General features: G+C 69.6%; 16 protein-coding genes and 4 pseudogenes. 10 read left to right on the top strand and 10 right to left on the bottom strand.

Annotation, left to right across the window (positions count from 1 at the left end; all coding sequences use genetic code 11):
• Positions 1 to 37: 37 nt before the first annotated feature.
• From ACQ86L_RS09350 to ACQ86L_RS09335, 4 genes and pseudogenes are all read right to left on the bottom strand, one after another.
• A pseudogene (locus ACQ86L_RS09350) lies at positions 38 to 921 on the bottom strand (alpha/beta hydrolase).
• Between the two features lie 26 nt (positions 922 to 947).
• Entirely contained in the window at positions 948 to 1,472 is a 525-nt protein-coding gene (locus ACQ86L_RS09345) for a beta-class carbonic anhydrase (protein WP_434318632.1), read from the bottom strand.
• A 54-nt stretch (positions 1,473 to 1,526) separates the two neighbouring features.
• Positions 1,527 to 2,705 carry an epoxide hydrolase family protein gene (locus ACQ86L_RS09340; RefSeq protein WP_434318631.1) on the bottom strand — a complete coding sequence of 393 codons (1,179 nt, stop codon included), beginning with the start codon at positions 2,703 to 2,705 and terminating at the stop codon, positions 1,527 to 1,529.
• A 90-nt stretch (positions 2,706 to 2,795) separates the two neighbouring features.
• Complete coding sequence (locus ACQ86L_RS09335) at positions 2,796 to 4,532, bottom strand: ABC1 kinase family protein (RefSeq protein ID WP_434318630.1); 1,737 nt, start codon at positions 4,530 to 4,532, stop codon at positions 2,796 to 2,798.
• A 219-nt stretch (positions 4,533 to 4,751) separates the two neighbouring features.
• On the opposite strand from ACQ86L_RS09335, the gene ACQ86L_RS09330 reads away from it, so the two are divergent.
• Positions 4,752 to 5,198: a DUF4232 domain-containing protein gene (locus ACQ86L_RS09330; protein WP_434318629.1), complete on the top strand. Its 447-nt coding sequence runs from the start codon at positions 4,752 to 4,754 to the stop codon at positions 5,196 to 5,198.
• Positions 5,199 to 5,756: 558 nt separating this feature from the next.
• Positions 5,757 to 6,035 (top strand): hypothetical protein, encoded by a 279-nt coding sequence (locus tag ACQ86L_RS09325; RefSeq protein ID WP_434318628.1) that lies wholly within the window; start codon positions 5,757 to 5,759, stop codon positions 6,033 to 6,035.
• 23 nt (positions 6,036 to 6,058) lie between these two features.
• Here ACQ86L_RS09325 and ACQ86L_RS09320 read toward each other — a convergent pair whose 3' ends face one another.
• The gene (locus tag ACQ86L_RS09320; protein WP_434318866.1) at positions 6,059 to 6,508 is read right to left on the bottom strand and encodes a BON domain-containing protein; all 450 of its coding nucleotides are present in this window, start codon (positions 6,506 to 6,508) and stop codon (positions 6,059 to 6,061) included.
• A 144-nt stretch (positions 6,509 to 6,652) separates the two neighbouring features.
• Here ACQ86L_RS09320 and ACQ86L_RS09315 point away from each other — a divergent pair, with 144 nt between their 5' ends.
• Together ACQ86L_RS09315 and ACQ86L_RS09310 are read left to right on the top strand one after the other, a co-directional pair.
• Positions 6,653 to 7,084: an Hsp20/alpha crystallin family protein gene (locus ACQ86L_RS09315; protein ID WP_434318627.1), complete on the top strand. Its 432-nt coding sequence runs from the start codon at positions 6,653 to 6,655 to the stop codon at positions 7,082 to 7,084.
• Positions 7,085 to 7,099: 15 nt separating this feature from the next.
• Entirely contained in the window at positions 7,100 to 7,861 is a 762-nt protein-coding gene (locus ACQ86L_RS09310) for an SDR family NAD(P)-dependent oxidoreductase (RefSeq protein ID WP_434318626.1), read from the top strand.
• Here ACQ86L_RS09310 and ACQ86L_RS09305 read toward each other — a convergent pair.
• On the bottom strand, positions 7,815 to 8,348 hold the full coding sequence (locus ACQ86L_RS09305; RefSeq protein WP_434318865.1) for a hypothetical protein: 534 nt from the start codon (positions 8,346 to 8,348) through the stop codon (positions 7,815 to 7,817). The two genes, ACQ86L_RS09310 and ACQ86L_RS09305, sit on opposite strands and share 47 nt — an antisense overlap.
• A gap of 248 nt (positions 8,349 to 8,596) precedes the next feature.
• Here ACQ86L_RS09305 and ACQ86L_RS09300 point away from each other — a divergent pair, with 248 nt between their 5' ends.
• Entirely contained in the window at positions 8,597 to 8,815 is a 219-nt protein-coding gene (locus tag ACQ86L_RS09300; protein ID WP_434318996.1) for a hypothetical protein, read from the top strand.
• A 13-nt stretch (positions 8,816 to 8,828) separates the two neighbouring features.
• Here ACQ86L_RS09300 and ACQ86L_RS09295 read toward each other — a convergent pair.
• Positions 8,829 to 10,798, bottom strand: a pseudogene (locus ACQ86L_RS09295) (erythromycin esterase family protein).
• 197 nt (positions 10,799 to 10,995) lie between these two features.
• Between ACQ86L_RS09295 and ACQ86L_RS09290 the strand changes: the two are divergent.
• Both ACQ86L_RS09290 and ACQ86L_RS09285 read left to right on the top strand, forming a co-directional pair.
• Positions 10,996 to 12,066 (top strand): alcohol dehydrogenase catalytic domain-containing protein, encoded by a 1,071-nt coding sequence (locus tag ACQ86L_RS09290; RefSeq protein WP_434318625.1) that lies wholly within the window; start codon positions 10,996 to 10,998, stop codon positions 12,064 to 12,066.
• Between the two features lie 80 nt (positions 12,067 to 12,146).
• On the top strand, positions 12,147 to 12,830 hold the full coding sequence (locus ACQ86L_RS09285; protein WP_434318624.1) for a BON domain-containing protein: 684 nt from the start codon (positions 12,147 to 12,149) through the stop codon (positions 12,828 to 12,830).
• 40 nt (positions 12,831 to 12,870) lie between these two features.
• Here ACQ86L_RS09285 and ACQ86L_RS09280 read toward each other — a convergent pair whose 3' ends face one another.
• From ACQ86L_RS09280 to ACQ86L_RS09270, 3 genes are all read right to left on the bottom strand, one after another.
• Positions 12,871 to 14,199: a phosphoribosyltransferase family protein gene (locus ACQ86L_RS09280; RefSeq protein ID WP_434318623.1), complete on the bottom strand. Its 1,329-nt coding sequence runs from the start codon at positions 14,197 to 14,199 to the stop codon at positions 12,871 to 12,873.
• Positions 14,200 to 14,210: 11 nt separating this feature from the next.
• Positions 14,211 to 14,420, bottom strand: coding sequence for a DUF1918 domain-containing protein (locus ACQ86L_RS09275; protein WP_434318622.1), 210 nt, complete (start codon positions 14,418 to 14,420; stop codon positions 14,211 to 14,213).
• A 108-nt stretch (positions 14,421 to 14,528) separates the two neighbouring features.
• The gene (locus tag ACQ86L_RS09270; protein ID WP_434318621.1) at positions 14,529 to 15,224 is read right to left on the bottom strand and encodes a DUF805 domain-containing protein; all 696 of its coding nucleotides are present in this window, start codon (positions 15,222 to 15,224) and stop codon (positions 14,529 to 14,531) included.
• A 527-nt stretch (positions 15,225 to 15,751) separates the two neighbouring features.
• Between ACQ86L_RS09270 and ACQ86L_RS09265 the strand changes: the two are divergent.
• From ACQ86L_RS09265 to ACQ86L_RS09255, 3 genes and pseudogenes are all read left to right on the top strand, one after another.
• Positions 15,752 to 17,187: pseudogene (locus ACQ86L_RS09265) on the top strand (MFS transporter).
• Positions 17,188 to 17,246: 59 nt separating this feature from the next.
• Positions 17,247 to 19,324, top strand: a pseudogene (locus ACQ86L_RS09260) (molybdopterin oxidoreductase family protein).
• Positions 19,321 to 20,889, top strand: coding sequence for an FAD-dependent oxidoreductase (locus ACQ86L_RS09255; RefSeq protein WP_434318620.1), 1,569 nt, complete (start codon positions 19,321 to 19,323; stop codon positions 20,887 to 20,889). The pseudogene ACQ86L_RS09260 and the gene ACQ86L_RS09255 overlap by 4 nt, the downstream one beginning before the upstream one ends.
• The last annotated feature ends 100 nt before the right edge of the window (positions 20,890 to 20,989 follow it).

Raw genomic sequence — 20,989 nt, 5'->3', positions numbered from 1 at the left:
GCGGGCGTACTCGACTCGGGCGCCGAAGGCTCGGGCGTCACGCGACTCTTTCGCGAAGGAACCGGCCGATTCGTTCCGTGGCTGCGGCGGCCTCGGGAGTGCCCAGCATCAGCGGATAGACGTGGGGCAGCCCATCGCCGACGTGCAACTCGACGTCGACGCCCGCGTCCGAGGCGGCCTCGGCCAATCGTTGGGAGTCGCTGAGCAGCAGGTCGGCTGTGCCGACCAGGATCAGCAGTGGCGGCAGGCCCGCGAGAGGGGCGAACAGGGGGAGGCGAGCGGCGTTCGCGGGTCCGCTCCGGCCAGGTAGTCGGCCGCGAGTTGCTGCAACAGCTCCGGCGTGGAGATCGGGTCCTGGTCGATCCGCTCCGACATCGACGCGCCCGAGCTTGTCAGATCGACGGTCGGCGACATCAGCACGGCCGCCCGAGCCTCGGGTTCGGCGGCGTCGCGCGTCGCGGTGAGCAGCGCGACCGTAAGCCCACCACCCGCCGAGTCACCGGCGACCGCCGCGGTGCGCGGAGCTGTCCCCGGCCCGGTATGGAGCCACCTCCAAACGGCCAGCACGTCGTCGATGGCAGCGGGAAACGGATGCTCGGGAGCCAGCCGGTATTCGGGGAACAGCACGCGCATCCCGGCGGCCCGCCCGAGTCGTGCCGCCAGTTCCCCGTCGCTTCGGAGCGAACCGAGTCGATAGCCGCCGCCGTGCAGAAACAGCAGCACCCGGTCCCTGTCCGCTCCGGGGGCGTCGAGCCAGTGAGCCGGCACCCCGTCGGCCGACACCGCGGTCACCCGGACGTCGTCGGGGATCGGATGCAGCGGACCGGCCGGGGCGAAACCCGCGCGCTCGTCCGCGAGCGACGGCGCTGCCGGCGGAGACTCCGCTTGGCGTTGCTTCAGCGCGCGCAGCAGTCGCTGCATTGCCTCGCTCGGCACGATCGGAGCTCTTACCCGGCGTCAGCGGTCGTGCCGTCGGCGACCACCTCGGACAGCAGCCCGGTACTGACATCGAAGATGAAACCCCGAACGGGCACGTCGGCAGCGATCCACGGATGCGACCGCGTCTTGCGGATCTGCTCGCGCGTGTTCTCGACCGGATCGGTGAAGCTGTAGAACCGGGCGGGGGCGATCGGCCACTCGCCGGACTCCGAACGCAGCCGCGATTCGAGTTCCGTATCGGTGAAGGTGGTCATTCCGCAGCCGTCGTGGTTGATGATCATGATCTCCTTGGTACCGAGCACGCGGGTGGAGATCACCAGCGAACGGATCGAGTCGTCGTCGATCACCGTGCCGACGTTGCGGATCATGTCGACGTCGGCCTCATCCAGTCCGAGCAGTCGCAGGACGCCGCTGAGGCGCGGGTCCGCGCAGGTGACGATCGCGATCTTGGGCTTCGGCGGCCCCGCGTGGCTCGCGTCGTAGTCCGCAGCGGCGACCGCATTGGCCGCCAAGGCTTCATCGATCATGCTCATCGTCTTTCTCCTTCACCTGAATGTGGACACCGCCGTCTCGGCGCGCGCCGCTTGTCAGCGCAGCGTCGCGAACGACGCGCGCATCTCGCTCACAAAGGAGTCCGGCTGCTCCCATGCGGCGAAGTGGCCGCCTTTCGGCAGCCGGTTGTAGTGGAGCAGGTTCGGGTACGCGGCGCGGACCCAGCTCTCGGGAGCCGTGTAGATCTCGTCGGGGTACGCACTGACCGCGGTCGGGAGCGTCACGCCCTTCGGTCCGAAGAACGAGAGTTTGCTCTCCCAGTAGAGGCGCGCAGAGGAGACCGCGGTCTTCGTGAACCAGTACAGGTCGACGTTGTCGAGCACGTCATCCTTGGTGAGACCCTCCGCGCCACCGGCGAAGACGCGGGCGATCATCGCCTCGCTGGCGGGGTCGTGGTCGAGCATCCAGGCTGCCAGGCCGACCGGGGAGTCCTCGAGGGCGTAGAGCGTCTGGGGGCGACCGGCCATCTCCTGTGCGTAGCCGAGGCCGTGCAGCCAGAAGTAGACGAGCTGATCCCACGCCTGCTTCTCGTCGGGCGATAGGCCGGCCGGCTCGGGACCGCCCGGCACGATCGCCGAGATCGCATCGGGTTCGGCCGCGGGCATGTTGGTGTGGATGCCGACCAGGCCGGCCGGCTTCTGCAGCGCCAGCTGCTCGGTCACGGCGTTGCCCCAGTCGCCGCCCTGGGCCACGTAGCGGGTGTATCCGAGGCGCGCCATCAGCTCGGTCCACGCCGACGCGATGCGGATCGGGTCCCAGCCCGTGCCGGTCGGCTTGCCGGAGAACCCGTGGCCCGGCAGGGACGGGATGACCAAGTGGAACGCATCTGCGGCAGTGCCGCCGTACGACTCCGGATCAGTGAGGGGCTCGATGATCTTCAGCTGTTCGATGACCGAACCCGGCCAGCCGTGCGTCACGATCATCGGGAGCGCGTCCTCGTGCTTCGAACGGACATGCAAGAAGTGGATGTAGACGCCGTCGATCTCGGTCAGGAACTGCGGGTAAGAGTTCAGCCGCGCCTCGACCTTCCGCCAGTCGTGATCGGTGGCCCAATAGTCGGCGAGGGCCTGCATCGTCTCGAGCTGGACGCCCTGCGAGGCGTCGCTCACCGTCTCTTCGGTCGGCCATCGCGTCGCCAGAATGCGTCGTCTCAGGTCGTCGAGTTCCTCTTGGGGAATCTCGACGCGGAATGGACGGATGTCGTTCGAGCTCATAGTCGGCTCCTGACGCTGGAACAACGCTCAACGTACCCCCGAGGATTGCTCAGGACAATGCCGCCGGCGGCCTGGTGAAGTTCGAAAGCTTCAGTCGTGGCGTCGGCTGGTCCACAGGAGGTAGCCGACGAGCGATCCGATGGAGCTCAGACCTGCGGTCATCAGCACGGTCACCCAGGATCGTCCCTTGCGCTCTCCGACGACGAGACCACCGATGCCGTTGATGAGTGCGGCCACGACCATTCCGGCGACCAGTCGGTTGCCGATCCGCTCCGCACGCCCGACGAGGGGCTCCAATTCGGCGGCGCGCACATGGATCTGGATCCCGGACGTGTCCAGCGTCTCGACGATTCGACGCAGTCGACGAGGGAGCTCGATGAAGAGTTCGGCCGCGTCGCCGGACGCGCGCAGAACTCGCTGGGCGATGGCGGCTGCAGAGACCCGGTCCTCCACCAGTCGGCGCGCATACGGCGGGAGCACTTCGCCCAGCGCGAAGTCCTTGTCGAGCTGGACACCCAGGCCCTCGACCATGATCAGCACCTTGAACAGCAGCGCCATGTGCCGCGGGAGTTGGAGGTGGTGCTCGCGCATCATGGCGAGCAGCTGAGTGATGAGGTGTGTGAACCGGACCTCGCTCAGCGGCCGGCCGGCGTACTGCGACACCCAGCCGGCCAGGGACTGTTCGAGCCGTGGCCGGTTCTCGACATCCTTGGTGACGGAGAGCGCGTACAGCGCGGAGGCGAGCAGAGACGGACTCTCCTGCGTGAACCCGATCAGAAAATCGGCGAGTTCGTCCTTCAGCTGCTCATTCACCTCGCCCACCATGCCGAAGTCGATCAGCGCGATGCTGCCGTCGGGTGCGACGAACAGGTTTCCCGGGTGCGGATCCGCATGGAAGAAACCGTCGTGGAAGATCATCGTGAGCACCATGTCGGCACCGCGGCGCGCGACGGCCGCGCGGTCGATGCCGGCCGCATCGAGGTGCTCCAGGTCGTTGATCTTGATGCCGGTCATGCGCTCGAGAGTCAGCACCCGGGAGGTCGTCCTCTCCCAGATGACACGAGGGATCAGCACGTCGGGGTCGGCACTGAAGTTCGTGGCGAACCTCTCCGCGTTCCGCCCCTCCTGCAGGTAGTCCAGTTCGGCCCGGAGAGTGATGGCGAAATCCTGCGCGATCCCCTCCAGGTCATAGCCGCGAACGCGCTCCCACCGCCGGCTCGCTTGCCGGGCGAGGCTCTGCACGATCTCCAGATCCTCCTCGACCTGGGCGACGACGCCCGGTCGACGCACCTTGACCACCACCGGCGTTCCGTCGTGCAAGTGCCCGGCGTGGGCCTGCCCGATGGACGCCGACGCGAGGGGGACGACGTCGAAGTCCGCGAACAGCTCCTCCACACCGGCGCCGAGTTCTGCTCGGATCGTGTCGAGGACGTCCCCGGGCGGTACAGCGGGTGCTGCGTCCTGAAGCTTCGAAAGCTCGGTGAGGTACGCCGGCGGCAACAGGTCGGAGCGGGTCGAGAGGAGCTGGCCCAGCTTGATGAAGGTGGGCCCGAGGTCTTCCAACGCCAGGCGCACGCGTACCGGTGTCGTCGTCCGGTCGCGGCGGTCAGCGCCGGGCGCGCGCTGGTTGCCCAACCAGCGGCCGACGCCCATGACTTCAGCGAGGAAGCCGAGACCGTGGCGTGCGAGGACTTCACCGACCTGCTCATATCGGCCCAAATGACTGCTCACCCGCTCATTCTCGGCGTGATCCCGGACCAACGGGAAGCCCGACCTGAGCGTCGTGCCGGAGTGATGCGGGGGGACTTTCGCCCCGTTCGTGGACATGCTCCGTCCGCTAGCGTGCAGTCGACGTTGGGAGGAATCATGTCTCGTTCGCGTACCGCAGTTCTGCTCGCGGCTCTCGTCGTCTCTCTCGCCGGTTGCGCGCAGAACAGCGGTCCCGCGTCCTCGTCGACCGCCTCCGTCCAGCCTGTCCCGAGTCCGTCGAGCACCGTCCCGCGCGCCACCGGCTCCGCCGCGCCGTTGCCGGGGCCGACAGGGGGCGTGCCGACGACGCCGACGCTAGGGCAATGTGAGACCGCGAAGCTGACGGGGACCCTCGGCCCGGCTGAAGGTGGCGCGGCCGGGCATGTGGGTGTCACGCTGGTGCTGACCAACACGGGGACGAACACGTGCGCCCTGCAAGGTTGGCCCGGTGTGTCCTTCGTCGGCAATGGCAACGGCACGCAATTGGGTGCTGCCGCGGTCTTCATGCGGACCGCGCCGCATCCCGTGGTCGAGTTGCGGCCCGGAGCGACGGCACACGCGCTTCTCATGGTGGCCAACGCTGCGAACTATCCGACTGATGCGTGCAAGCCTCAGCCCGCGGACGGTTTCCGTGTCTACCCACCCGGATCCCGCACCTCGTTGTTCATCGAAGACCATTCGTTCACAGCGTGCACCGAGGAATCCGCTCCTCTCCTGCAGGTCGGCCCGTTGACGGGCGGATGAGCGGGAGCCGGGGAAGTGGCCCGGGCGTCCCGTACGCCTCGGGCCCTCACGTTTCCCCGTCACCCCTATGGGAGGAGAAACCCATGTCAACGAAATCGACGGCCTGAGTTTGCGTTTCGAAAGGTGCGGTACGGGCGGTCGCGGGAAGTGCGCCGGGCCTTAAGCCCTAATCGGAGCGAGGTCTGGTGTGGCACTGTGAACATGGACGGCCGATCCGTCGCGGTCCGCAAGCTGATCGGGGATCGGCGGTCACCGTCGCGACCTGGACCTGCGGTTGAAGCGGGGTGGATGATCGCGACCGGTGGCCGGCTCGCGTCACAGCGACGGGGGTCGCGTGACGCGAGCCACCTCGGAGATGCGGGGGCCGCATGAGCCAGATCACGCACCCGCAATCCGTTTGGCGAAATGGTCGCTGATCCGGTGTTTCCATACTGATCCGGCGCTTTTATCATGTCATCGCAACGCAGGTAGCACGACCGAGTCTCCTTCGGGTTCGAACCCTCGCCAGAGTCCCCTCCCCACAGGCTCAGCCGTGCGTCTGAGAGCGGGGTGAATGAAATGGTGCTGAACAGAGTCGACGAGTTCGAGACGCGGGGGCGGCGGTTCACGCTGTACGAGGGTGGTTCGTTGGTCCTGTTCGAGGAAGACGGCGACGGGGCGGAGGGCATAGGGACGATCGTGCGGTCGGACACCGGATTCGTTGTAACAGCCTGGTGGAAGCCGGGACTCACGATCATCGTCCCCACGCTTCCCGAGGCGGTCAATAGACTCGTCGAGATCGCAATCGACACGCACTCGGCACCGGACGATCACTTCGCCGAAACGTCCAGCACGTAGCTGCGGTCCATTACCCACGCCGATTACGATCCGACGACGGGACTCCGATCAATGTAGCCCTCGGCCCGGAGCGAGTCCACCGCCGTCCTGACGTGACTGTCGCTGCGCGACGATACGACCCCGGTACGCGCGCCATTGCCAGACCGAGACCGCGGGTGGAGCCCGTGACCGCGGCGACACGGCCTGCGAGGGGTAACCGCTTGGCTTTGCGGTGAGCCATGCGTTGATCCTGGCGATCCGGGTGCCGACGCCTGAGGCCTGCGGGTGTCGACCTCGCCCGTCAGGACGACATCGTGGCCCTCAACATCCGCGTGGATGCCCTCGTGCGGAACTCCCGCTGTCCACTCAAGGGTTGCGTCGACTGCGGCCGCGAGTCGGTGGTCGTGCGGCTCGGATCCCGGATCGGGAAGCCGGAGCTCGTCGGCGACGGTGCGGACCCCCGCGACACGCTGGACGGCGTCGACCGCTGCGATGCGCTCGTGCAGGGTGCGGGCCGCCGTCGTGGCTGCGGGTCGAAGGTCCCTCCGATGCGCGGGACCTTCGACCCAGTGTTGCGCCCTTGCGCCGCCGTACGGTAGCAGCGTCGTTCACGGAGACCGATGAGAGAGGACACTGTCATGGCACGCAATCTGGTCCGTTTCGACCCGTTCGCCGAGCTCAGCCGGATGGAGCGGGACTTCTTCGAGGACGGGATGTTGGGGTCGCGCCGCACGAAGCTGCCGACGACCGACATCTACACGAAGGACGACAAGGAGATGATCGTGGAGGTCCACCTCCCCGACTTCGACGAGAACGACGTCTCCGTGAACATCGATGAGGGGGCCCTGGTCATCCAGGCGGAGAAGCACGAGAAGGAAGAGGACAAGGACAAGAAGTACGTCGTCCGCGAGTCCAGCCAGAGCTTCTACCGTCGCATCCTTCTGCCGCAGCAGAGCGACCAGGCGAAGATCGCCGCCACGTTCGAGAAGGGCGTGCTGAAGGTCGACGTCCCGTTCGCCGAGCTGCCGGCGCCGACCAAGATCCCGATCACCACCGGGTCCAAGGCCTGACGGCGGCCGCGCAGGATGTCGACGCATATCGTCGAGGACCGCTTCTCGGACTCCCGCGTCGTTGTGACGGGCGCGGGATCCGGGATCGGCAAGGCCACCGCTGTCCGCCTGCTCGCGGAGGGCGCCACCGTCGTCGCGACGGACATCAGCGAGCCGCGGCTCGCGAGCCTCGCTGAGGAGTACGGCTCCGACCGGCTCATGACCGTCGCCGGGGACGTCAGCGATGAGGATGTCGTCGCCCGAGTGATGCAGACCGCAGACGGTCACATCACTTCGCTGGCCAATATCGCGGGGATCATGGACGATTTCCTCCCGCCCGCAGAGGTGGAGGACGCGGTCTGGGACCGGGTGTTACGGGTGAACCTGACCGCGGTGATGCGGCTGACCCGGGCGGTGTTGCCGGGAATGCTGGAGCGCGGCGCGGGCACCATCGTCAACGTCTCGTCCGAGGCGGCTCTTCGGGGTTCGGCCGCCGGCGCCGCCTACACCGCGTCCAAGCACGCTGTGAACGGGCTGACCCGCAGCACTGCGTTCTTCTATGGCGCGAAGGGCATCCGCTGCAACGCCGTCGCTCCCGGCGCGACGATGACGAACATCCAGGCGGAGTTCCGTTCCGCGTTCGCCGGCGAGCGGATGGCTCCGTACATGCAGACCAACGTGCCGCAACCGGCGACGGCGGAGGAGCTGGCGGCGGCGATCACCTGGCTGCTCAGTGACGACTCGGCCAACGTCAACGGTGCGATCCTGCCGTCGGATGCGGGCTGGTCGGTGATCTGAGAGCGCGGGAAGGGGAAAAAGGGGGACCGGGAACCCGAAGCCCGGTCAGGCGTGGCCGCGGTGCTCGAGCGAGTGCCGCGGCCCGCCTCTTGTCCCCGGTGCGCAGATGGGCGGCGATGTGCGCCCAGCGCTGGAGTTCCTCGGGCGTGACGGCGAGGCCTTCGCCGGCCTCGGGGTCTGGCCGCGCCATCACGCCGTGGATCGAGTACCGGGCGCGGGCGTTGTCCCACTCGGCAAGCGAAGCGAAGAGTCGGGCGACGCCGACGATGAGATCCGCTCCCTGCTCGGCGAGGTAGTCGGCGTCGCCGGTGGTCTGGAACAACGCGCCGTCGAGTCCCTCGGCCGTCGCCGCGCGTTGGGCCTGCGGGAGCCTGCGGTGGCGATAGCCGAGCAGAGACCGGCTCAGGGCCGGCCGGCGCAGGGTGAGCAGTGGGTAGACGAAGACTTCGTCCCAGAAGACGTGGCCGCCGTACGCTTCGCCGTGCAGTCCGCGGGCGGGTACTCCGGCGTCGAGGTCCTCGTCACGCAGGCTCGTCTCGCACGCGGACCCACGGGTCGGGGCTCTGCAGGCGACGATCGTCGCACGGAACTGCGCGGGCTCGCGTTCCGCGGGCTCGGCGTCGACGTCGCCGAGGGCGAGCCGATCGTCGTAGAGAAGATGGTGGGCGTCAGCACGTCCCGGGATCGCGCGACCGCATCCCGCGCGACCACCGGGCGGCCCCGAAGTCGGACGCGATGATGCGTTCGCGCCCGAAGGCGGCCTTCCGGTGGTGGCGGCTGCCGGCCGCCGGGGTCGGCCTGGCCCGCATGGAGTTCATCGTCAACAACGCCGAGTTCCTCGTCGCGCACGGCATCGACTCGATCTCGCTGAACCCGGACAGCTTCCTGCGGACGGTCGCGCACGTCGCCGCAGCGGAGAACACAGCGGAGGACTCGATGACCACGGCGCACTGAGTACGCCACTGGGTCAGAACCCGGAGGGTTCGGTCTCCAGCTCGGGCGACTCCGGGCGCGGCTCGTGCGCCAGCGGGGTGAGCGCGGTCGTCTGCGGAATCCACAGAAGGGCGTCGTAGCGGCGTCCCATCACGGTCGGCACATAGTTTCCGGCCTCGCGTCGCGGGTCGTAGACCACGCCGACGGCCCGGTGCCCGCGCTGACGGGTCAGCCATTCCGTCCCCTCGGCTGTCGAGAACCGGAGTACGGCCGCGTCCGGGAGCGTGCGCCCGAGCAGGTCTTCGTGGCTGCCCGCCTTGGCCGTCGGCAGCGGGTAGACCGTTTCCGTGGCCCCCAGGACCGTCCGGCGAGCACCGTTCCTCCGCGTGACGCGAAGCCGATCAGACACGTCTGATCCAGGCCGTGGCGCTCACGCAGGAGCTCTCCGATGTTGACCATTCCCTCATTGCCCATCGTGGTGCCCCTCGCATCGCCGACGTGGGTGTTGTGCGCCCAGATGATGCCCCGGCCGTCGGGTCCGGCCCGCTCGGCGAGCCGGTCCGCGGTGTCGGCCATATGGATGTCCCGGATGTTCCACGATTCGCGGTCGCCCCGGAGCATGACGCGGTAGTAGTGCTCCGCGTCCGCTGCGGTCAGCGCGTTCTGGAGGACGTCGAGCCGGGACTCGTCCTCGTCGAAGCCGGCCCCGGCGTGCCCGGCATGCTCGCGGACGCTCGTCAGGAGCGCGATGACATCGGGCTCGCAACTCGCCGGAACCAGCCGGGTCGCCCACGCGTAATCCTGCGGGTCCTCCCCGTACGGTTCGAAGCAGCGCCAGGCCCGCAGCGCAGTAGGGAGGTCATCCGGAGCGTTCGCCGCCAGCCAGTCGATCACGGCTTCCAGCGACTCCCACAGCGAGTACACATCCAATCCGTAGAACCCGACGCGACGGCTCGTCTCCTGAGCGAGGTTCCAGCCGTGCAGCCACTCCAGGAAGTCGGCGACGTCGGTGTTCGCCCACATCCAGCGCGGCCAGCGTTCGAAGCCCGAGAGGAGCTGGCGCGCGTTCTCCCACTGCTCCGTGCGACCGCGCACCCACTGGTCGATGCGGAAGCAGTCGGGCCAGTCGCCTTCGACTCCGATCCAGCGGATGTCACCGCGTGCGATCAGGAGTCGGGTGAGGGCGGCGCGCCAGGAGTAGAACTCGTGCGTGCCGTGCGACGCCTCGCCGATGCAGATGAAACGTGCCCGGTGGGCGCGTTCGGCCAGGGGCTCGAGATCCGCGTCCGACACTAGCGGCGTCGCCATCGCCTGGAGCTCGGACACGGCCGCCTGATCCGACGGGTCGGGCTCGGGTGTGCGCGGACGTCGCGGACGCAGGGAGGCCTCGTGCAGCAGCCTCACGACCTCGGCGTCGTCGGTCTGGCCGAAGTCACGGTAGTACTGACCGACCGCCTGAAACGTCGATGGCAGCAGAACACAGGCGACGCGGTCGGCGTCTTCCAGTTCGTCGAGCGCGGCCGGTGCGATCACCGGCGCGGCAACGACGACCTCGCTCGCGCCGAGCCGGCGGGCTACGACGCATGCGACCTTCGCGGTCGCTCCCGTCGCGATCCCGTCATCGACGATGATCGCCGTCCGGCCGCGCAGATCGATGGGGCCGCGGCCCTCGCGCAGAAGCGCCAGTCGCCGGGCGAGCTCGTCCCGCTCCCTCGCCTCGACCTCCGCGACCTCCTCCTCGGAGATCCAGCCCCGGGCCACGATCGCCGGGTTGAGCACCTCGGCGCCGCCTTCGCCGATGGCGCCCATCGCGACTTCCGGCTGCCCGGGGAGGCCGAGCTTGCGCACGACGATGACGTCGAGCGGGAGGTCGAGCTCTTCGGCGACGACGGCGGCAACGGGGACACCCCCGCGCGGGAGGCCGAGCACGACCGCATCGCCGCCCTTCAGGTCGTGGAGGCGATCCGCGATTGTGTGTCCGGCTTGGCGTCGATCGGTGAACATGGCTCCTCCTCGCCTCCTCGCCAGACAAGCGCCGGACCCCGAGGCCGGGTAGGGCTGAAGGTCCCCCGGTGATCCCGGGCGGACGTGCGACCGGAAGGACCTTCGGCCCTCTGGTCCGACCCATCTCCCGACGTACGGTATCGCCGTCGATCACGGACATCGTGAACCGCACGCTCCAAGGCCCGGAAGGAACCGCCATGCGCGCAGCCGTCGTCACTCAGTTCCATCAGCCCCTCACCGTCGAGGAACGCCCGATCCCGTCGCCGGGACCGGGACAGGTGCTCGTCCGGTTGGAGGCGTGCGGCCTCTGCCACACCGACATCCACGCCATCAACGGGGACTGGCCGGTCAAGCCTGCCCTCCCGTTCGTGCCGGGGCACGAGGGAGTAGGGATCGTGGAGCGGCTCGGCGAGGGCGTGACCTCCCGCACCCTCGGGCAGAGGGTGGCGATGCCCTGGCTCGGACACGCCTGCGGCGAGTGCCGCTATTGCATCGACGGGCGCGAGAACTTGTGCGAACAGCAGTACAACACGGGCTATACGGTCGACGGCGGATACGCCGAATACGCGCTCGCCGACGCCCGGTTCGCCGTTCCCGTGCCGGATGATGTGTCCCCGATCGACGCCGCGCCGCTGACCTGCGCCGGTGTGACGACCTACGCCGCGGTGAAGGCCGCGAAGGTCGTGCCGGGGGAGCGTGTCGCGATCTTCGGCATCGGCGGTGTCGGCCACTTGGCCGTGCAGTACGCCCGGCTCGTGGGCGCGCAGGTGGTCGCCGTCGACATCGACCAGGACAAGCTCGACCTCGCGGTCGAGCTCGGGGCCGATCACGCGATCGACGCGCGCGACGTCGATCCTGCGACTGTCATCCACCACCTGGGCGGCGCCGATGTCGCGATCGTGCTCGCGGTCGCGGACACGGTCTTCGACCAGGCGTTCCGCTCACTGAATCGCGGCGGCCGGCTCGTGCTCGTCTCGCTGCCCGCCGACGGCAGCCTGACCGTTCCCGTGTTCGACACCGTCCTCAAAGGGATCTCGATCATCGGATCCATCGTCGGGACCCGCCAGGACCTCGCCGAGGTGTTCGCACTGCACGCGGTCGGCCGGACGCGCGTGGTCGCCGCGCGCCGGGACATCCGCCACGTCAACGAGGCGGTGGCGAGCGTGCTGTCCGGCGAGGTGCCCGCACGCCTGGTCTTCGTCTACGACTCGGGTCTCCCCGTCGAGCTCGACGAGCGCGACGCCGCCGGGACACCCGAGATCGGATGACCTCGGCTGTCGACACTCGAAGTCCGACGGCGGGACTTTCGCCCCTCGTGACATCCCGCACACGTCCCCAGTCTTGACGTATGAACACCAAGACGGTCACGCACTCTGCAGAGGACCTCAAGGTCCGTCACGACGTCCAATCCGAGTTGGGCTGGCAGCCCGGCCTCGATGATCCCGCGCACATCGGCGTCGCAGTCGATGGAGGCGTCGTCACCCTGAGCGGCGAAGTCGGCTCGTTGAGTCAGCGGGCCGCCGCCGTGATGGCGGCGCAGCGCGTGGTCGGGGTGCTCGCGGTCAACGACGAGCTTCATCTGCGGCCGATTCTCTCCGAGCCGTCCGGGCTGGAGCTGGCGAAGGCGGTCAACGACGTGCTGCGCTGGTCCTCCGGGATCCCGGAGGACCGCATACATCTCGAGGTGCAGGGGCACTCGGTGATCCTCAGCGGCTTGGTCGACTGGAACTACCAGCGCACGGCTGCTGCCAAGGCAGTCCGGAGGATCGACGGCGTCCACGCCATCGACAACCGCATCCAGCTCTCCGGGCGTCCCGATGCCCAGGATGTCGAGCACCGGGTGCGGGAGGCGATCATCCGCAACGCGGCGCTCGATGCGCGCAACATCGTCGTCAAGGTCGACGGCACGGAACTCACCCTGAGCGGCACCGTGCGTTCGTGGATCGAGAAGCACGAGGCCGAGACGACAGCATGGTCGTCTCCGAACGTGACGCAGGTGCACAACGAACTCGTCGTGCACCTCGGAGACTGACCGTCGAACGCGGATTCAGGGCCGGCGCACGATGCGCCGGTCAGGCGCCGAACGCCGCAGCCTCCGCCTCGACCGGCAGGTGATCGCTGAACCATCTGCCCGCGAGTTGTGCCACGGCCTCCAAGGCCCCAGGCTCTTCGAACAGATGGGTGGCATGCGGGACGATATCGAGTCGCGTGGGGCACCGCATGCGCGACTGGGCCAGGCGATTGAGTTCCAGCACCTCCAGATCCTCGGCACCGACGATGAGCAGGGTCGGCGCCTCGACCTGGGCCAATGCGGGTCCGGCGAGATCGGGCCGACCCCCACGCGACACGATCGCTGTGATATCCGCGTCCGGCGCCGCAGCCGCTGCGAGGGCGGCGCCGGCGCCCGTGCTCGCGCCGAAATAGCACACCCTGAGCCCCGCGGTGCTTTCGTACTCGCGCACCCAGGCTGTAGCCGAACGGAGCCGGTCGGCGAGCAGATCGATATCGAACACGAGCCTCCTGTCGTGCTCCTCGTCCGGTGTCAGAAGGTCGAGCAAGAGCGTGGCGATCCCTCGGCTGTTGAGCGCCGACGCGACGTAGCGGTTGCGTGGGCTGTGTCGTGAGCTGCCGCTGCCGTGGGCGAACAGGACGATTCCGCTCGGATCATCGGGGAGTGCGAGCGAACCGGACAGGGTCGTCCGTCCGGCCTGGACGGACACCTCGGGATCGGCGTCGGCATCGGCCGAGGCGTGGGAACCCGCGCCGGCGAGTGCGGCTGCACGAGCCAGCACATGCTCGACCTCCGCATCGGAGGTCTGCGAGAAGTCTCGGTACACCTGCCCGACGGCAGCGAAATGCGCCGGCTGCGTCAGGCAGATGACGTCGTCGGCGTCCGGGGCCAGTCGCTCGGCGGCGTCTGCCGGACCCACCGGTGCGGCGACGAGGACCCGAGTGGCGCCGAGCGCCCGTGCGACCCGGCATGCCGCTCGGGCCGTGGAGCCGGTCGCGATGCCGTCGTCGACGATCACGACGGTGCGGCCGACGAGCGGAATCGGACGATGTCCCTCGCGTAGTCGCGCGACTCTGCGGGCGAGTTCGGAACGCTCGATTCGTTCGATGTCATCCACTTCTCGCGGGTCGACGCCCGCCGATCTGACTACGCGGTCGTCGAGGACGCGCACCCCGTTCTCACCGATCGCGCCCATCGCGAGCTCAGGCTGGTAGGGGACACCGAGCTTGCGCACGATGATGACATCCAACGGTGCGTGAAGAGCGGATGCGACTTCGAACGCAACGGGCACCCCTCCACGGGGCAGCCCGAGCACCACGGGATGCTCGCTCGCGAGTGCGCTCACGCGTTCGGCGAGAAGCCGACCGGCTTCGGAACGGTCCGCGAACACGTCATCATCCCCTAGCGGGCGCCGGCCGTGTCATGGCCGCGCTGCTCGATGTGCGCGTCGGACCCGGGGAAGACGATGGTCGTCCGCCCGTCCTCCTCCCATTTGACGACATAGGGGGGCGCCCCATCGTCGCCGTGCACTTCCTCGATGATCCCCACCCGTGGCGACTCCTCGAGGTGGTTCGAAGCTATGACCAGGAAGTCCCCTGTTTTCGCCTGCATCGGACTCAGCTCCTTCATCGGCCCGCCCGCGCGCGAGCACCGGCTCTGCTCAACAGACGCTACGCGGCCTGCCGAAGAGAGGGCGGGCCGAAGGTCCTTCGATGCGGATCAGGAAGTCGGGGGCTGACTCGGTGGAGGCGAGGGAGGCTTCGCATCCGGTTCCACGGGCGGTTGCGGCGGCGCGGGTGGTTCGCCGCTCGGCTTCTCCGCCGGTCGCGGCGCGGCATAGAGGGGCTGGCCACCTGCGGGCCCGGCATACGGGAGGGGTGTTTGAGGCCAGCCGTAGTCTCGTGGCGGAAACCCTGCTCCCGGAACCAGCACCTCGTAGCCGGGGACTTCGCCGTCGGGGCGATCGAATCGGGCTCCGCGCGGGTTGGGCGGTAGGAGGGTCATCACGAAGACAGCGAAGCCGCCCAGGCTCGGGATGAGCAGCAGAAGCAGGAGCAGCCCGCTCAGATCGACATCGTGCAGGCGGCGCGCCGCGAGCGCGAGACCGGGGATGACCGTTCCGAGCCACCACGCGGCGAGGAGGATGATGCCGACCGCGATGCCCGGTCCCGGGATGAGACTTCCCTCCGAGTCGCGCGAGGAGCCGACGAACGCACCGGTCAGGACGATCGCGTAGAGCGCGAGGACGATCAGTGCATCGATGAGCGCCCACCACCAGTACTCGCTTCGGCTGGCGCGCCCATCGAAGCGCGCATACTTCTTCCAGTAGCGAACGAATGCCTCACCGAACGGCGCCCGATAATACGGCGCCCAGAGTGGGACGTGCGGCTGGGCCTGGGATTCCGGCGTGATCATGATGTCCCCTGAGCCGGCGCCGGGTGCGCCGGTCGCCGTCAGAGTACTGCGCCCCGACCCAGCAGTGCAGCACCGGAAGTCAAAAACCCCCGGAATCCTCATCGGACCGGGGGTTTTCTCCAGTGGCTCCGACCGGCATCGATCCGGTGACCTTTCGATTTTCAGTCGAAATCCTAGGACCTAATATGACCACGTAGGCGCCAAAACCGTTGATTTTCCGCGGAAGTTGATCTACTGAGATCACATAGAACCTCATACGATCTCGTACGGTTGTAGTCAAAATGTAGTCACGCGAACGTGGCCTGAGGTCGTCAGCCGGATCTGAAGCATTGCATTTTTCAACGTGTTAACCCGGCCAAATCACTCTCGAGAGGCGTGAGCCGCAACAAAGGGGCGCGGAACCTCACACGGCCCATCTCGGCGCGAGAGTTCTTCGTCACGCAGGTTTCACGTGCGGCGCGGATGGCGGAAACACCGGCTTCCTAGCGTGGTGGCATCCACTCGCTCCCGTCGCAGGAGGTCCCCAGATGACCGGCACCGTCTCCGCAGCAGCAACGACAGCAACGACAGCAACGACCCTTTCGCCTGAAAGCCCAGCCGGCGCGGCCACCCGCCCCGGCCTCGTCTTCCGTCCCGGCCGCTGGATCGACGGCTGGGACGCCGAGGACACCGCCCAGTGGGAGGCCGCCGGCGCCGCGATCGCGCAGCGCAACCTCCGCTGGTCGATTTTCGCGGAGTTCCTCGGGTTCGTCGTCTGGCAGCTGTGGTCCATCGTGGTCGTCGCACTCCCGGCCGCCGGCTTCCACTTCAGCACGTCGCAGACGTTCTGGCTGATCTCGATGCCGAGCCTCGTCGGTGCGACGCTGCGGTTCCCGTACACCTTCATGGTCCCCAAGTTCGGGGGACGCAACTGGACGATCGTGTCGGCAGCGCTGCTGCTCCTCCCGGCGGTCGGACTCGCGATCTGCGTCGCGAACCCGGGGACGCCTTTCGGTGTGATGCTGCTGGCGGCGGCGCTCGCTGGGTTCGGAGGGGGAACTTCGCCAGCTCGATGGCGAACATCACGTTCTTCTACCCGCAGCGCAAGAAGGGCTGGGCGCTCGGTCTCAACGCGGCGGGCGGCAACCTCGGCGCGGCGGTCGCGCAGTTCGCGGTCCCGATCGTCATCACGATCGGCGCCGGAGCCACGCTGCAGCTCCCGCTCGCCGGACTCGTGTGGATCCCGCTCATCCTCGTCGCGGTGATGGGCGCCTCGCGCCGCATGGACAACCTCTCGAACGCCCGCGCGGACGTGAAAGCCTCGCTCGCCGCCCTCCGCGCACCGGAGCTGTGGCTGATGGCCCTGCTCTACATCGGCACCTTCGGTTCCTTCATCGGATTCTCCGGAGTGTTCCCCAAGCTCATCGCCGACCAGTTCCCCGCGTTCAGCGCCTTCCCGGTGGCGGGCGCGACGCTGTCGCTGGCGTTCCTCGGCGCGCTGGTCGGCTCGCTCGCCCGGCCCTTCGGCGGCAGGCTCGCCGACCGGTTCGGCGGCAGCGTGGTGACCATCGCCTCCTTCGTGGTCATGGCGCTCGGAGCGCTCGCGGTCATCCTCACCCTGCCGCTGGGCAACTTCTGGCTCTTCCTCGGCTTCTTCCTCGTGCTGTTCATCGCGAGCGGCGCGGGCAACGGCGCGACGTACCGGATGATCCCGACACTGTTCGCGCTGCGCTCCGGCGCCGCCGACGGGCATTCCTCGGCCGGCGACGTCTCGTCGCAGCGCACCGCCGCCGCCGCGCTCGGGATCGTGTCGGCCTTCGGCGCGTACGGCGGTTTCGTCATCCCGCAGGTGCTGGGGCTGTCGAAGTCCACCACCGGAGGCTATGCAGCCGGGCTGTCGTGGTTCGTCGCCGCCTACGTGGTGCTGCTGGCGGTCACCGTCGCGATCGCCGTGCGCGGCCGTCGCCGCGGGGTGCGGATCTGAGCGGGGGCACCCCGGTGGATGCGCCGAGCCACTGCCCGTACTGCGCGCTGCAGTGCGCCATGACGCTCACGCCGACGCCCGCCGCCGCGACGCCCGTCGCGGTGGCGGGCCGGGCGTTCCCGACGAACCGCGGCGGCCTCTGCAAGAAGGGGTGGACCTCCGCCGAGCTGCTCGCGACGCCCGGCCGGCTGACCACACCCCTGATCCGGCGCGACGGCGAGCTGCGACCGGCGGACTGGGAGGAGGCGCTCGCCCTGATCGCCGCGCGGCTCCGCGCCATCCGTGCGGAGGACGGCCCCGACGCGGTCGCGGTCTTCGGCGGCGGCGGCCTCACCAACGAGAAGGCCTACCTGCTCGGCAAGTTCGCCCGGCTCGCGCTCGGCACCTCCCGCATCGACTACAACGGCCGGTTCTGCATGGCATCGGCCGCGGCAGCGGGCAACCGGGCCTTCGGCGTCGACCGGGGGATGCCGTTCCCGGTCACCGATCTCGACGATGCCGACACCATCCTGCTGCTCGGCTCGAACGTCGCCGCGACCATGCCGCCGTTCATCGGCCACCTGGCCGGGGCGCGGGCCGCGGGCGGCCTGATCGTCGTGGACCCGCGCCGCTCGCAGACCGCTCAGCTCACGGCCGACGGGGAGGCCTCCACCTGCAGCCGGCGCCCGGCACCGACCTCGTGGTGCTGCTCGGATTGACGCACGTCGTACTCGCCGAGGGCCTGGCCGACCTCGACTACCTCGAAGCACGGACCACCGGGTTCGACGCCGTGCGCCGCAGCGTCTCGGCGTGGTGGCCGGAGCGCGTGCAGGAGCACACCGGCGTGCCGGTCGCCCAGCTGCGGGAGGTCGCCCGGCGGCTCGCGCGCGGCCGCGGCACCTACATCCTCACCGGCCGCGGTGTCGAGCAGCACGTGGACGGCACAGACACCGCGACGGCGGCGATCAACCTCGCGCTGATCCTCGGACTGGTCGGCCGCGCGGGTTCCGGCTACGGGACGCTGACCGGGCAGGGCAACGGCCAGGGCGGCCGCGAGCACGGCCAGAAGTGCGACCAGCTGCCGGGTTACCGCAAGATCGCCGACCCGGCCGACCGGGCCGCCGTGGCCGCCGTGTGGGGCGTCGACCCGGGTATCCTCCCGGGCCCGGGCGTCCCCGCCGTCGAACTGCTCGGGATGCTCGGCCGGCGCCCCGACGGCGTGCGCGCTCTGCTCGTGCACGGTTCCAACGTGGTCGTCTCCGGCCCCGACGCCGGGGCTGTTCGAGCCGGGCTGGAGGCGCTCGACCTCCTCGTCGTGTGCGACTTCGTCTTGTCCGAGACCGCCGAGCTCGCCGACGTGGTGCTGCCGGTCACCCAGTGGGCGGAGGAGGAGGGCACGATGACCAATCTCGAAGGCCGCATCCTGCGTCGGCGCCGCGCCATCGACCCGCCGCCCGGCGTGAGGAGCGAGCTGGACATCCTCGCAGACCTGGCCCGCCGGCTGGATGCCCCGTCGGTGTGGCCGACGGATCCTGCGGAGGCGTTCGACGAGCTGGCGCGCGCGTCGGCGGGAGGCGTCGCCGACTACTCCGGGCTCAGCCACGCGCTCCTCGACGCGCAGCTCGAGCGCGACGAGGCGGCGCACTGGCCCTACCCGTCCGGATCGAGCGGCACCCCGCGCCTGTTCGCGGACCGCTTCGGCCACGCCGACGGGCGCGCGCGGCTCGTGGCGGTGCGGTCCCGCGAGCTGACGTCCGGCCGTGCGCCCGGCGAGCTCACCTTGATCACCGGGCGCCTCCTGGAGCACTACCAGTCCGGCGCCCAGACCCGCAGGGTCCCCGAGCTCGTGACCGCGCAACCGCGCGTCCGTGCCGAGCTGCACCCGGCGACGGCGGCCCGGCTGGGGATCGGCGACGGCGAGCCGGTGCGCGTGCGCAACCTCCGCGGAACCGTCGAGGCCACCGCCCTGCTCACCGAGGGGATGCGCATCGACACGGTGTTCCTGCCCTTCCACTTCGCGGGCAGGCACTGCGCCAATCTGCTGACGGAGGCCGCGGTCGACCCGATCTCGGCGATGCCGGAGTTCAAACGCACGCTGGTGACGGTGGAGGCCGTCATCGAGGGAGCGCTCACTGCACAACGGGAGGCCATCGCATGACCAGACCCCTCCGGATCGTCCTCGTCGGCTACGGCCCGGTCGGCGCCCGCTTCGTGGAGGAGGTGCTGCCCGCGATCGCCGCGGGGCAGGCTTCGCTCGTCGTCGTGGGCGCGGAGGACGAGGACGCGTACAACCGCGTGCTCGTCGCCGAGTACGCCGTGGGCGCCGCCCGCCGCGATCGGCTCGACGTCACCGACACGGAGGCGGCCAGAGCCGCGGGCGCCGACATCCGCCTCGCCGAGACGGCGGTCGCGATCGACCGGGACCGGCAGCGGGTGACGACCTCGGCCGGCGACGAGCTGCCCTACGACCGGCTGGTGCTGGCCACTGGCGCCCGGGCGAACATCCCGACGCTGGACGGCCTCGAGCACGCCCGGCGCGAGCGGGACGCCGCCCCGGCTCGCGCACTCGACCGCGGACGGCGGCCCCTGCCGGCCGGGGTCGTCGCCCTGCGCGACCTGGCCGACGCCGACGCGGTCGCGCCGGTGGTCGCCGGCGGCGGCACGATCGTGGTGCTCGGAGCGGGCGTGCTCGGGATGGAGTTCGCCCTCCTCGCCGCCGAGCACGGCGCGCAGGTGGTGGTGGTCCACCACGGCCCGGCGCCGATGGCCCGCAACCTCGACGAGCCGGGCGGCCGGATGCTCGCACGCGCCGTCCGGACCCTCGGGGTCGGGATGGCGGCGCACGCACGCGCCGAGAACGTCGGCTTCCGCGACACCGAGTCCGGACGCGTGTTCGACGGGGTGGGCTGCGCGGACGGCACCTACATCTCCGGCGACCTCCTGGTGCTCTCGTGCGGCGTCGGAGCGCGCGTGGAGCTCGCGCTCGCCGCGGGACTCGCCTGCTCCGCCGGCGTGCTCGTCGACGAGGAGCTGCGCAGTTGGAGCGACCCGGACGTGTTCGCGATCGGGGACTGCGCGCAGGTCGCGACGCCGGAAGACGCGGACCCCGCCGGCCGTGTTCCCGGCGCGCCCAGCGGGCTGATCGCACCGGGATGGCGTCAGGCGGCGGCGCTCGCGCGACGGTTCCGCGCCGAAGCGGCCGGAGCGGTGGCCGGCGCCGATGCGGCGGTCGCGCTGCGCGAGCGGCCGACGGCGGTGATGCTCAAGGCGACCGGGATCGACGTCGTCTCCGGCGGCGACCACGCGGCGGAGCCGTGGGACGAGGACGTCGAGGTGAGCGTGTGGCTGGACCCGGCCCGCGGTGCGTACCTGAAGACGGTCGCCCGGGAGGGCGCGCTGACCGGGTTCGTCGCGGTCGGCCTCCCGCATGCGGGAGCGGAGCTGACGCTGTTGTTCGAGCGCGGCGCCGTTGTGCCCGCGGAGCCCTCGGCGCTGCTGCGGCTGGACGCCGCCGACGCGGGGGCCGCTCCGGTGGAGGATCCGCTCGGCCCGGATGCGACGGTGTGCTGGTGCAACGGCGTCACCGCCGGTCGCATCGGCGAGGCCGTCGCCGCGGGGTGCGACACCGTCGAGTGCGTCGGGCGCGACACCCGCGCGGGCACCGGATGCGGCGGCTGCAAGGGCCGGATCGCGGCGATCCTCGCCGCGGCGCCCGTCGCCTAGCGCTGCAATTCCGGAGATCGGCCCGCGGAAATGCCGAAATCGTCCTTTCCTCCGGACGACGGGCCGCTCGAGCGCGCGATTTCCGGAGGAACGGACAACA

The organism is Leifsonia sp. P73 (assembly GCF_051059105.1).
Taxonomy (GTDB): domain Bacteria; phylum Actinomycetota; class Actinomycetes; order Actinomycetales; family Microbacteriaceae; genus Leifsonia.
This window is presented reverse-complemented; position numbering and strand designations above follow the sequence as displayed.